This is a genomic window from Microbacterium sp. C23T (assembly GCF_053345975.1).
This window is the reverse complement of record NZ_JBKFBD010000020.1, coordinates 49,471-61,617: the sequence shown is the minus strand read 5'-3', so window position 1 is coordinate 61,617 and position 12,147 is coordinate 49,471. Positions and strand designations below refer to the sequence as shown.

At 71.7% G+C, this 12,147-nt stretch carries 11 protein-coding genes; 4 read left to right on the top strand and 7 right to left on the bottom strand.

Annotated elements, in window-relative coordinates:
- Positions 1–11: 11 nt before the first annotated feature.
- The 4 genes from hemC to hemE all read right to left on the bottom strand — a co-directional run bounded on the left by hemC (position 12) and on the right by hemE (position 4,067).
- Positions 12–929 (bottom strand): hydroxymethylbilane synthase, encoded by a 918-nt coding sequence (gene hemC / locus ACLBXX_RS12680; protein ID WP_447658311.1) that lies wholly within the window; start codon positions 927–929, stop codon positions 12–14.
- Positions 926–1,609, bottom strand: a complete 684-nt coding sequence (hemQ, locus tag ACLBXX_RS12675) for a hydrogen peroxide-dependent heme synthase (RefSeq protein ID WP_310292225.1) — start codon at positions 1,607–1,609, stop codon at positions 926–928. Before hemQ ends, hemC begins: the two co-directional genes overlap by 4 nt.
- 201 nt (positions 1,610–1,810) lie before the next feature.
- A complete protein-coding gene (locus ACLBXX_RS12670; protein ID WP_447658310.1) occupies positions 1,811–3,016 on the bottom strand; it encodes a protoporphyrinogen/coproporphyrinogen oxidase in 1,206 nt (401 codons plus the stop codon).
- Positions 3,009–4,067: a uroporphyrinogen decarboxylase gene (gene hemE, locus ACLBXX_RS12665; RefSeq protein ID WP_447658309.1), complete on the bottom strand. Its 1,059-nt coding sequence runs from the start codon at positions 4,065–4,067 to the stop codon at positions 3,009–3,011. Before hemE ends, ACLBXX_RS12670 begins: the two co-directional genes overlap by 8 nt.
- Positions 4,068–4,084: 17 nt before the next feature.
- Between hemE and ACLBXX_RS12660 the strand changes: the two genes are divergently transcribed.
- From ACLBXX_RS12660 to ACLBXX_RS12650, 3 genes are all read left to right on the top strand, one after another.
- The gene (locus ACLBXX_RS12660; protein ID WP_447658308.1) at positions 4,085–5,332 is read left to right on the top strand and encodes a glutamyl-tRNA reductase; all 1,248 of its coding nucleotides are present in this window, start codon (positions 4,085–4,087) and stop codon (positions 5,330–5,332) included.
- 210 nt (positions 5,333–5,542) lie between these two features.
- Positions 5,543–6,142 carry an ArsR/SmtB family transcription factor gene (locus ACLBXX_RS12655; protein WP_447658307.1) on the top strand — a complete coding sequence of 200 codons (600 nt, stop codon included), beginning with the start codon at positions 5,543–5,545 and terminating at the stop codon, positions 6,140–6,142.
- Complete coding sequence (locus ACLBXX_RS12650) at positions 6,139–7,371, top strand: MFS transporter (RefSeq protein WP_447658306.1); 1,233 nt, start codon at positions 6,139–6,141, stop codon at positions 7,369–7,371. Before ACLBXX_RS12655 ends, ACLBXX_RS12650 begins: the two co-directional genes overlap by 4 nt.
- Positions 7,372–7,395: 24 nt before the next feature.
- Here the strand turns inward: ACLBXX_RS12650 and ACLBXX_RS12645 are convergent, their stop codons facing one another.
- From ACLBXX_RS12645 to ACLBXX_RS12635, 3 genes are all read right to left on the bottom strand, one after another.
- Positions 7,396–8,220, bottom strand: coding sequence for a ZIP family metal transporter (locus ACLBXX_RS12645; protein ID WP_447658305.1), 825 nt, complete (start codon positions 8,218–8,220; stop codon positions 7,396–7,398).
- 80 nt (positions 8,221–8,300) lie between these two features.
- Positions 8,301–9,893, bottom strand: coding sequence for an AMP-binding protein (locus tag ACLBXX_RS12640; protein ID WP_447658304.1), 1,593 nt, complete (start codon positions 9,891–9,893; stop codon positions 8,301–8,303).
- Positions 9,894–10,068: 175 nt separating this feature from the next.
- The gene (locus ACLBXX_RS12635; RefSeq protein WP_447658303.1) at positions 10,069–11,145 is read right to left on the bottom strand and encodes a Glu/Leu/Phe/Val dehydrogenase dimerization domain-containing protein; all 1,077 of its coding nucleotides are present in this window, start codon (positions 11,143–11,145) and stop codon (positions 10,069–10,071) included.
- Between the two features lie 192 nt (positions 11,146–11,337).
- Here ACLBXX_RS12635 and ACLBXX_RS12630 point away from each other — a divergent pair, with 192 nt between their 5' ends.
- Positions 11,338–12,132, top strand: coding sequence for a methyltransferase domain-containing protein (locus ACLBXX_RS12630; RefSeq protein WP_447658302.1), 795 nt, complete (start codon positions 11,338–11,340; stop codon positions 12,130–12,132).
- Positions 12,133–12,147 lie beyond the last annotated feature (15 nt).

Below are 12,147 nucleotides of genomic sequence, written 5' to 3'. Positions count from 1 at the left end.
TGGGTTGTACGTCACGGGCGTTCTCCCGTCAGGCCGGCGGCGCCGGCATCGAGCAGTTCACGGGCGACGGATGCTGCGACCTCGCGCGACGGATCGCCCTCGTCTTCGGGCCACACGGTGGCGTGCGACGAGGTGAGGGTCGTCGTGCCGTCGAGACTGTAGACGCTTGCCGAGAGCAGGAGGAGCCCGGCGTCGACGACGGCGCGCGCCCCGACCGGAGCGGAGCAGCCGGCCTCGAGGAGGGCGAGCACTTCGCGCTCGGCCTCGACGGCTGCGCGGGTCTCGGCGTGGTCGAGCCGGTCGACGAGGCTCTCCTCGCCGCGGCGCACCTCGACCGCGAGCGCGCCCTGACCCGGGGCGGTCGGCCAGCGGTCTGCGTCGAGGAACTCGGTCACGACATCGGTGCGCCCGATGCGCGTGAGGCCGGCGGCGGCCAGGATGACGGCATCCAGCTCTCCGCTCGTCACCTTGCCGAGGCGCGTGTCGACGTTGCCGCGGATGTCGACGACCTCGAGGTCGGGGCGGCGGGCGCGGAGCTGCGCCATGCGGCGGGGCGATCCGGTGCCGACGCGGGCGCCGGCGGGGAGCTCGTCGAGCTTCAACCCGTCGCGGGCGATGAGGGCGTCGCGCGGGTCTTCGCGGGCAGGCATGGCCGCGACGACGAGCTGGTCGTGGGGAGCGGTCGGGAGGTCCTTGAGCGAGTGGACGATGACGTCGCACTCGCCGGCGAGGAGCGCGTCGCGCAGCGCCCCGGTGAAGAGGCCCGTACCGCCGGCACGCGACAGCGGTTCGTTGGAGCGGTCGCCGTCGGTCGTGATCGTGACGAGCTCGGTCGTGACGCCGTACGCGTCGGCGAGATCGTCGGCGACCATGCCGGTCTGCGTCAGCGCGAGCGTGCTGCCGCGGGTGCCGATGCGCAGCGTGGTCACGCCAGCACCTCGGCGATCTCGTCGAGGCCGATGCGGCGTCCTGTGTAGAACGGCACCTCTTCGCGCACGTGGCGACGGGCCTCGGTCTGGCGGAGGTCGCGCATGAGGTCGACGAGCTCGACGAGCTCGGGCGCCTCGAGGGCGAGGATCCACTCGTAGTCTCCGAGCGCGAACGACGCGACGGTGTTGCTCAGCACGCTGCGGTGCGCGGCGCCCTTGCGGCCGTGGTCCGCGAGCATCTGGCGGCGCTCGTCGTCGGGGAGGATGTACCAGTCGTACGACCGCACGAACGGGTAGACCGTGAGCCACGCCTCGGGATCCTTGTCGCGCATGAACGCGGGCAGGTGGCTGGCGGTGAACTCGGCGTCGCGGTGCACGCCCATCGCGTTCCAGACCGGCACGAGAGAGGCGAGCGGCTCAGCGCGACGGAGCGTCCGCAGAGCGGACTGCAGCACCTCGGGGGCGATGCCCACCCCGGTGAGCCAGATCATGAGGTCGGCGTCGGCGCGCAGGCCCGACACGTCGTAGAACCCGCGGACGGTGACCCCGGATGCCTCGACCTCGGCGACCGCAGCGGTCAGGTCTCCTGCAGGGGCGGGCGCAGAGGCGTCGCGGCGGAAGACGGCCCACAGGGTGTAGCCGAGGGTTTCAGTGGGGGAGTTCGCCGCGACGTCGGTCATGGTTCCATCCTTTCACCCCCTGCGTGCGAGGTTTCCGGGAGCGCCGTTTCAATCCGCGCCCTGACACTCCCGGACACCCGATGCGTTTCGTCTGCGCGCGCCAGAGCGGGCTCCGCTCAACGACCGGACCCTCAGTCTCGGTCGTTGAGCGAGCGAGGAACGAGCGAGACGAAACGCCCCGGACGCGGTCGCAACCTCGGGTCAGCGCGCCAGCAGGTCCGCCGCCGTGCGTTCGGCGTGGGCGACGATGCCGGCGAGGCCCGAGCCCGCGACCGTCTCGCCGACGACCGTGAGACCGGAGGGGACAGTGGATGCTGCGGCCGGCCGCACCCAGAACACCTGGGCCGCGTCGACCACGACGGGCAGCCGCACCCCCAGCAGCGTCTCGGCGTCGGCGACCGCTGCGGCGACGGGGTCGCCGGGTGTCTCGTCGTAGGAGAGCCGGACCACGTGGCGTCCCTCGGCAGCTTCGCGGAGCCACTCCCACTTGGCTGTCGCATGTGTGAGCGCGCGGGCGCCCACCGGGGCTCCGGCGGCGACGAGCAGGCCGGTGCCTCGGGGCGCGGCATCCAACTCGTCCTGCTCCACCACGAGCGTCACGAGGTCGATGCGACGACCGGGCGCGGCAGGCGTGGCCACGCCCGGCGCGGCCACGACGACGGTGCCGTCGAGACCGTCGAGGTCGTCGACCCGCGTTCCGAGGCGGATGTCGCCCCCGCGCCGCGCGAGGTCGCCGGCGAGGGCGGGGACGAGTCGGTGGATGCCGCCGCGGATGCCCGCGACCGCCGCGCCCGGGGGAGCGGCGGCACGCAGGCGCGCGACGGCTCCGCTGAGTGAACCCGCACTCGCGACGGCGTCAGCGAGCCCGGGGTGGGCGCGTGCGACCGGGATCTGGTCGGGGTGCTGCGAGTGCACGCCGTGCACGACGGGTGCGACGAGCCGGTCGAGCACGTCGGCGCCGAGACGCTCCCGCACGAGCGGACCGAGCATCGCGGGCACCTCGCCGACGGGGCGCGCGTCGAGCGCGACGGCTCGTTCCGCCGCCGCGAGTCCGACGACTCGCACGACGTCGTCGGCGAGGGGGTCCGCCGGAATGCCGAGCAGCGCGGTCGCCGGCAGGGGGACTGCGCTGCCCGCGACGGGCTGCAGCCAGGCCGGTCCTGGAGCGGGGGCGACGATGTCGCCGTCGAGGCCCAGCTCTGCGAGGAGCGCCTCGACGGTGCCGCCGCGCACGGCGAAGCTCTCGGCCCCGGCATCGAGCGCGAGTCCTCCGACCTCGTGCCGCGCGACCGTCCCGCCGAGGTGATCGGACGCCTCGAACACCGTCACCGCGGCGCCCGTGGCCGCCAGCCGGCGGGCGACGACGAGCCCTGCGACGCCGCCGCCGACGACGGTGAAGTCAGCCATTCGCGTGGACGAACTCCACGATGCGCGTGAGCACCGTCGGGTCGGTGTCGGGAGGGACGCCATGCCCGAGGTTCACGACATGCGCGCGGGCGGCGCGGCCGCGCTCGAGCACGTCGAGGATGTGCGCCTCGAGCACCGGCCACGGGGCCCGCAGCAGCGCGGGGTCGATGTTGCCCTGCACCGAGACGTCGGGGCCGAGCCGGCGTACGGCCTCGTCGAGCGGGAGACGCCAGTCGACGCCCACGGTGTCGACGCCGACGTCGCGCATCGCGGCGAGCAGTTCGCCGGTGCCGACGCCGAAGTGCACCAGGGGCACATCGAGGTGTCGCACCGCGTCGAGGGCCAGGGCGGAGAACGGCGCGACGTGCTGCGTGTAGTCGGCGAGGCTGAGCGAGCCCGCCCACGAGTCGAAGAGCTGCCCGGCCGACGCGCCCGCCTCGATCTGCGCGGCGAGGAACGCGCCCGTGATCTCGGCGCACCACGTCAGCAGCGCCGCCCAGGTGTCGGGGTCTGAGTGCATGAGCGCCCGGGTCTTCAGCTGTTCCTTCGACGGGCCGCCCTCGACGAGGTACGACGCGAGCGTGTACGGGGCGCCGGCGAAGCCGATGAGCGGTGTCGTACCGAGTTCTGCGACCGTGAGCGCCACCGCGTCGCGGATCGGAGCGAGCGAGTCCGGGTCGAGCGGGGGCAGGGACGCGACGTCCTCCGCCGTCCGCACGGGGTTCTCGAGCACCGGCCCGCGTCCTGCGACGATGCGCACGTCGACCCCCGACAGGCGCACCGGGATCACGATGTCGCTGAAGAAGATCCCCGCGTCGACGCCGTGCCGACGCACCGGCTGCAGCGTGATCTCGCTGGCGAGCTCGGGATTCAGGCAGGCGTCGAGCATGTCGGTGCCGACCCGCAGCTCGCGGTATTCCGGAAGTGATCGGCCCGCCTGACGCATGAACCAGACCGGCGTGCGAGTCGGCCGTTCGCCCCGATAGGCGCGTATCAGCGCGGGGGGATCGTTTCTCTGAAGGACGGAAGGGTGAGAGTCATGCAACGACACACGTTAAGATTAGGTCTGTGCTCCTCTGTCTGACCGCGAACCATCGGAACGCGAGCCTCGACATCCTGGAGCGTCTCTCTGTGGGGGCGCCCACGGCGACGCGCGCCCTCGTGGACGACGAGATCTTCGTCTCCGGCGCCGTCGTGCTCGCGACCTGCAACCGGTTCGAGGCCTATCTCGACATCGACGAGCCGCTCACGGGCGGCGAGGCGGTCGCAGCCGAGTCCGTCATCGAGGCGATGGCCGACGCATCCGGCGTGTCGGTCGATCTGCTGCGCGCGTCGGTCGCGGTTCATCAGGGGGCGGATGCTGCGGCCCACCTCTTCGCCGTCACGAGCGGCCTCGAGTCGATGTCGGTCGGCGAAGACGAGATCTCGGGTCAGGTGCGCCGCGCTCTCGACGCCGCTCGCGCCGACGGGATGACGTCGAGCGAGCTGGAGCGCCTGTTCCAGAAGGCCACCCACACCAGCCGCGGCGTGCGCAACCGCACGCAGCTGCGCGGAGCGCACCGTTCGCTCGTGCGCCTCGCCCTCGAACTGGCGTCGAGCCGCGTCGCCGAGTGGTCCGCCGCGAAGATCGTGCTCGTGGGCACCGGAAAGTACGCCGTCCGCACGGTCGAGGCGCTCCGCGCCCGCGGTGCCGGCGACATCCACGTCTTCTCGCCGTCGGGCCGCGCCGAGGCGTTCGCCGCGCAGCACGGGCTGATCCCCGTGTCGGACTTCGCGGCCGCGGTCGCTCAGGCCGACGTCGTCATCACCTGCACGGCGGATGCCGTCGTGCACGCGGACGCGTTCACCCCCGGCCGACGCGTGCTCGTGATCGACCTCGGGCTCCCGCGCAACGTCGACCCCGCCGTCGGGGTGGTCGAGGCGGTCGAGCTGCTCGATCTCGAGACGATCCGCCTGCACGCGCCGCTCGCCGAGTTCAGCGCCCACGCCGACGCGCGCGCGATCGTGGGCGACGCGGCCACCGAGTTCCATGCCGACCGCGAGGCCGGCCCCGCGATCACCGCGCTCCGCGGTGACGTCCTGAAGATCGTCGACGCCGAGATCGCCCGTGCGCGCTCGCGCGGCGCGGGCGATGACGTCGAGGCGGCGCTGCGCCACCTCGCGGGCGTGCTGCTGCACCAGCCGTCGGTGCGCATCCGCGAACTCGCGGTCGAAGGCCGCATCGACGAGGCGCGTGCCGCCCTCGAGCTGCTCCATGGCCTGTCGGTCGAGGCGCCCGGCGCCGCAGACGACGACGGCCTCTGGGCCACCGCGTAACGCATCCCTCGCCCCGCGAAACTCGGAGATCCGGCGAAAATCGGTGGCTTCCGCGGGAAGAGGTCCGAGTCTCGCGAGATTTCCGAGTTCGGCGGGCGCCTGGCGGAGGACCCACCTCCGCTCTCGCGTCCACCGTGCCCCGCAGCATCCGTGTGATCTCATTCTAAAGAAATCTTGCGAAAGGAGTCTTTAGAATATAAAGTCGTGGCCATGACCACCGACGAACAGCCGTTCCCGCGGTCGGCGCGCCGTGAGCGCATCACCGATCCTGAGCGGATCCGGGCGCTCGCGCACCCGGTGCGGATCGCCCTGCTCGACCACCTGGGCGACGTGGCGGAGGCGACGGCGACGGAGTGCGCCGAGGCGCTGGGGGAGTCGGCCGCGAGCTGCTCGTTCCACCTGCGGATGCTGGAGAAGTACGGCTACATCGAGCGGGCGGAGCGGCGCGGGCGCGAGAAGCCGTGGCGGGTGAAGGTCGCGGACTTCGACATGAGGCCCGATCCGGAGGTGCCAGGTTCGCTGCTCGCGGTGCAGGCGGTCGCGTCGATGGGGCTCGAGTCGGAGTTCCTCCGCGCGATGGACTGGTTCGCGCGCATCGATCGCGAGAGCGACGAGTGGGTGCAGGCGACGACGTTCACGCGCTCGTCGTTCTGGGCGACCGCGGAAGAGCTCGCACAGCTCAGCCGAGATCTGCAGGAGATCACCGACCGGTTCGCGGGTCGGCACACCGATCCGTCGAAGCGGCCGCCGGGTGCCCGCTACTCCCGGTTCTTCGCCGTGGTGAACCCCGAACCGGAGGACGAGAAGTGACCTCCGGCACGGAGCGCGGAGTCCGGCGCGGTCCGGTCGCATGGTCGGCGCCGGGGTTTCCGCGGCTCGCGGCGGGCTGGGTCGCGACCAACCTGGGCGACAGCGCCCTGTTCCTGATGGTCGCGGTCTGGGTGAAGGAGCTCACCGGATCGGACGTCGCGGCCGGCTTCGTCTTCGTCGCGCTGGGTCTGCCGGCGATCCTCGCGCCCTTCATCGGGATGCTCGCCGACAGGATGCCGCGGCGCCGGCTCCTGGTGCTCAACAACGTCGCGCTCGTTCCCATCGTGCTGTCCCTGCTGCTCGTGTCGGGCACGGCGCAGCTGTGGCTCGTGTACGCCGTCGTCTTCCTCTACAGCGCGGCCGGCTACGTGACGGCGTCGGCGCAGTCGGGCATCATCCGTGCGATGCTGCGCGACGACCAGCTCGCATCGGGCAACGGCGTGCTGTCGACGATCGACAACGGGCTGCGTCTCGTGTCGCCGCTCATCGGCACGGCTCTGTACGTGTGGCTCGGCGCACCGGCGGTCATCGTGCTCACCGCGGCGTGCTTCGCCGTGGCTGCCGTCATCGTCGCGGGTCTTCCCGTCGGTGGTGCGGCTCCGGCGCGGGAACCCGGGCGCGGCTACTCCCGCGAGCTGGTCGCGGGCTTCGAGCAGCTCTTCGCACCGCAGAGCCTCCGGGTGATCACGATCGCCGCCGCCATCGGCTTCGGCGCGACCGGACTGCTCAACATCATCGTGTTCCCGGCCCTCGATGCGATGCACGCCGACCCGGTCGCGATCGGGGTGCTCGTGCCCATCCAGGGCGCGGGCGCCGTGTTCGGCGGGCTCCTGTCGGCGACTGTGGTGACCCGGTGGGGCGAGGGGCGCTCTGCCGCACTCGGGCTCCTTCTCATCGCGGTCGGCAGCGTGCCGTTCGCCTTCGGTTCGGTCGTTCTCGGCGGCGCCGGCATGTTCGTGATGGGGATCGGCATCCCGATCACCGTCGTCGCCTTCTCGACCCTCCGCCAGCGCCTCACGCCCGACGCCCTGCAGGGCCGCACCGGCGCCGCGGCCAATGTGGTCGTGAACCTGCCGCAGACCCTCGTGTCGATCGCGGGCGCGGGACTCCTCCTCGTCGTCGACTACCGCGTACTCATCTGGGTGGCGGTCGGGGCTGTGCTGATCGGCGCGGCGACCGCGCTCCGGGCGCGCCGTACCGTCGCCGTCGCAGCCGCCCCGGCGGAGTGAGCGCCGCGGCTCCGATCGTCCGGCTCAGGTGAGCTCGTGCAGGAGGAACGCGCCGAGGAAGCCGATCGTCGCCCACAGGCCGGTCAATGCCTGCTGTTCGTCGAACGCCTCGGGGATCATCGTGTTGCACACCATCGCGAGGAGGCCGCCGGCGGCGATCGTCGTGATGAGGGCGATGAGGTTCGGCGACGCCGACTGGAACGCGACGTAGCCGAGCACCGACGCGACGACGGTGATCAGCGCGATCCCGCTCCACAACAGGGCGACGTACCTCCCGCTCGAGCCGCCCCGCTTGAGGGCGGCGGTCGAGCCGAGTCCCTCGGGGAAGTTGCTGATCGCGATCGCTGCGACGATCGGGATGCTGATCCCGCCCTGAAGGACGGAGAGGCCCATGACGATGGATTCGGGGATGCCGTCGATCAGAGCGCCGACCGCGATCACGAGCCCCGCCCCGCTCACCGCCTGTGCCCCGGCGCGGCGGGCGACGATGTTCGCGGAGATGTCGTCGCCGTCGGAGAAGTCGAAGCTCGCCGAGACGGCGGTCGAAGACGATCCTGATGCGCCGACGGCGGCCCGCTGCTTGCTCCGGCGAGAGATCAGCTGGTCCGCGACGATGTAGATGATCGCGCCGCCCAGGAACCCGACGGTGGTCGGAACGAGCCCACCGTCCGCCGCCGCCTCCTCGACGAGCTCGAACGCCAGCGTCGAGATCAGTACGCCCGCGCCGACCGCCATGATCCCCGCGACGATGCGCTGGGGGATGTCGACGAACCACGCGACGGCGGCGCCGACCAGCAGCGTGCCGCCGCCGATGAGGCCGCTCAGCGCCGCGAGCCAGAGTCCCTCCATGGCGCCAACCTAGTGGCGAGGACCACGGATGCCTCGGCGAAACGCGTTCGCCGAGGCATCCGTTCTCGCGTGCCGAGGCGTCAGGCGGTGGCGGTCTCGCGGGAGCGGAGGTCCTTGCGGAGGATCTTGCCCGACGTGGACTTCGGGATCGCCTCGATGAACTCCACGCGACGCACCTTCTTGTGCGGGGCGACGTGCTCGGCGACGAAGGCCATGACCTCGTCCTCGGTGAGGCCGGAGTCCGGGGCGGCCACGATGAAGGCCTTGGGGATCTCCTGCTTGTCGTCGTCGAGCACGCCGATGACCGCAGCATCCATCACCTTCGGATGGCCGAGGAGGAGCGCCTCGAGCTCTGCGGGAGCGATCTGGTAGCCCTTGTACTTGATGAGCTCCTTGACCCGGTCGACGATCGAGAAGTAGCCGCCCTCGTGGTAGACCGCGATGTCGCCGGTGTGGAGGAATCCGTCGGCGTCGAGCGTCTCCGCCGTCGCCTGCGGCTGGTTCAGGTAGCCGAGCATGACGTTGGGTCCCTTGACCCAGAGCTCGCCCGCCTTCGTGACGCCGTCCGGGCCGAGCTCGGTGATCTCATCGCCGGTCTCGGTGTCGATGAGCTTGTTGAGCGTGTTGGGCAGCATCACGCCGACGGAGCTCACCGGGATGTCGTAGCGGTCCACCGGCATCGCGTGCGAGACGGGGCTCAGCTCGCTCATGCCGTATCCCTGCATCATGCGCGCGTTGATGCGTCGCCCCGCCGTCTCGGCGGTCTCGCCGTCGAGCGGAGCCGCTCCCGAGAACACCGTGCGGACGCTCGAGATGTCGAACTGGTCGACGATCGGGTGCTTGGCCAGCGCGACCGCGATCGGCGGCGCGATGTACAGGTAGGTGCACTGGAACTTCTGGATGTTCGTGAGGAACTCGCCGAGGTCGAACTTCGGCATCGTCACGAGGCTCGCGCGCTGGCGCAGCGCGAGGTTGAGCAGCACCGTCATGCCGTAGATGTGGAAGAACGGCAGCACCGCCAGCACGCGGTCGGTGGCGGCGAGGTCGAGCGCGACGCGGCACTGCGCGACGTTCGCGACGAGGTTGCGGTGCGTGAGCATCACGCCCTTGGGAATGCCGGTCGTGCCCGATGAGTAGGGGAGCACCGCAATATGCGTCGCCGGGTCGAACGAGACGTCGGGTGCGGGCGCGCCCTCGGTGAGCAGCTCCCGGAGGTTCGGGTGACCTGAGGCGCCGTCGAGCACGATGACGCGTTCGTGAGGGATGCCGACGGCCTCGGCCGCGGCCTGGGCCTGGGGGAGCAGCGGGCTCACGGTGACGAGCCAGGTGGCCCCGGCATCGCGCAGCTGCTTCTCGATCTCGCCGGCCGTGTACAGCGAGTTGACGGTCGTCACGGTGGCGCCCGCGCGCAGGATGCCGTGGAACACCGTCGCGAAGGCGGGGACGTTCGGGCACAGGAGGCCCAGCACGGTCCCGACGCCGACGCCGCGTGCGGCGAGCGCGCCCGCGAACAGGTCGATCTGCCCGCGCAGCGCGCCGTACGTGGTCTCGGCGCCGGTCGCGGGATCGATGAGCGCGATGCGCCCCAGCTCCTCGTCGGTCAGGCTCGCGAAGAGGTAGTCGTAGACGTCGAGTTCGGGAATCTCGATATCGGCTTCGGGACTGGTGAACACCGGATCTCCTTCGATCGGGCGGCATGACGGTCGTCGTCGGCGGGCTGAGCCCGGCCGTGCGACCATCATGCCATCCGCATCGAGGATTGTGGAACGCGATTCCGCAATCGGTGGAACGCAGTCTCAGCCCTGCATCGCGCCCGGCCACCCCTCCGGTGGCCGGGCGGGTGCCGGCTCAGTGCGCGAGTGCGGGCTGGCGGCCGCCGGCGGCCAGGCGCTCGGCGGCGAGCCCTTCAGCGGCCTCGAGCGGCGTGACGCCGCGCGATTCGGCCTCGTCGAAGATGCGGCGCACGGTGTCGCCGATCTGGCCGACGCGATCCATGATCTCGGTGCGCGTGCCGAGGTGCTTGGCCTCGAGGTCGAGGTAGATCACCCCGCCCGCGTTGACCACGAAGTCGGGGGCGTACAGGATGCCGCGACCGGCGAGACGGGCCGCACCGCTGTGGTCGGCGAGCGGGTTGTTCGCCGGGCCGCACACGGCCTTCGCGTCGAGGGCGTCGATGACCTCGTCGGTGAGGAGGCCGCCGATGCCGGCCGGCACGAACACATCGGCGGGGACGAGGTGCTCCTCGCCGGGGGCGATCCACTCCGCACCGAGCTCGGTGGCGAGGTCGCGCTTGGCGGGGTTCACATCGGTCACGGTGAGGCGCGCGCCCTCGGCCGACAGGCGCACCGCGAGCCGGCTGCCCACCTGGCCGAGGCCGGAGATCGTGATGCGGCGTCCCTCGACGTCGGCGGTGCCCGCGACGCGCTCGAGCGTCGCGCGGAGCGACTCGTACACGCCGAGGCTCGTGGGGCCGGCGGGCTCGCCCGAGCCGCCCACGGCATCGGGCAGACCCACGACGTGCTCGGTGCGCTCGCTGACGACGAGCATGTCCTCGGTCGTCGAGCCGACGTCCTCAGCAGTGCGGTACAGGCCGTGCAGCGACTCGACGGCGTCGCCGAGGTCGAGGAACGCGGCGCGGCGACGGTCGGTGTCGAGAGTGGTGCCGGGAGGCAGGGCGATGACGGACTTGCCGCCGCCGGCGTCGAGGCCGGCCGCGGCGTTCTTGAGGGTCATGGCGGCCGACAGGCGCAGCGCATCGCCGAGGGCGTCGCTCCAGTGCGGATACGTCCACAGGCGCGCGCCACCGAGGGCGGAGCCGAGCACGGACGAGTGCAGCGCGACGGCGATGAACAGGCCGCTCCGGCGGCCCGTGATCACCTCCACCCGCTCGTGTGCGAAATCGGGCAGGGGCAGGGTGTGCGTCATCGCGGTTCTTCCTTCGGCGGGCCTCGTGGGCAGTGCGCTGCGGACGCCTCGGCGTTGCGGCATCCATTCTCATTGGACACCGATTCTGCGAATTGTTCAACCGTGTCGGCGGCGAGTGGGCACATTGCGTGGTCGACGGCAGGAGTTCTGCGCACGCCTCAGCAGTGTGTCCGCCGTCGATAGCATCGACGAATGCCAGACGCCTACACCCACGGCCACCACGAGAGCGTTCTGCGGTCGCACCGCTGGCGCACCGCCGAGAACTCCGCGGCGTATCTTCTGCCGCACCTTCGGCCGGGCGTCTCGGTCCTCGATGTGGGCAGCGGCCCCGGCACGATCACCGCGGACCTCGCCACCCGCGTCGCACCCGCTCGGGTGGTCGGGACGGATGCCTCGGCCGACGTCGTCGCGCAGGCCGCGGCCGACCATGCGGCGCCGAACCTGTCGTTCGCGGTGGGCGACGCCTACGCGCTGCCGTACGAGGACGGCGGCTTCGACGTGGTGCACGCGCACCAGGTGCTGCAGCACGTGGATCGCCCGGTCGACATGCTGCGCGAGCTCGGACGCGTCGCCGGCCCTGACGGCCTGGTCGCCGCGCGGGACGTCGACTACGAGGGCGTGATCTGGTATCCACTGATCCCCGCACTCGACGAGTGGCTCGCGCTCTATCTGGCGACGCACCGCAGCGTCGCGGGCGAGCCCGCGGCCGGGCGGCGGCTCAAGGCATGGGCGCAGGAGGCGGGCCTCACCGACATTCGTGCCACCGCGTCGCTCTGGCTCTTCGAGGACGAGGCCGACCGTGCGTGGTGGGGCGGGATGTGGGCGGACCGCGTGCTGCAGTCGGCGTTCGCTGATTCGGCGCGCGCGACCGGCGCCGACGACGCGCTGCTGCAGCGCATCTCGGACGGCTGGCGCGAGTGGGCGGCCACCGACGACGGCTGGCTTCTCATGCCCCACGGCGAGATCCTCGCGCGCGGCCGCGTTTAGGCTGAGCCGGTGACC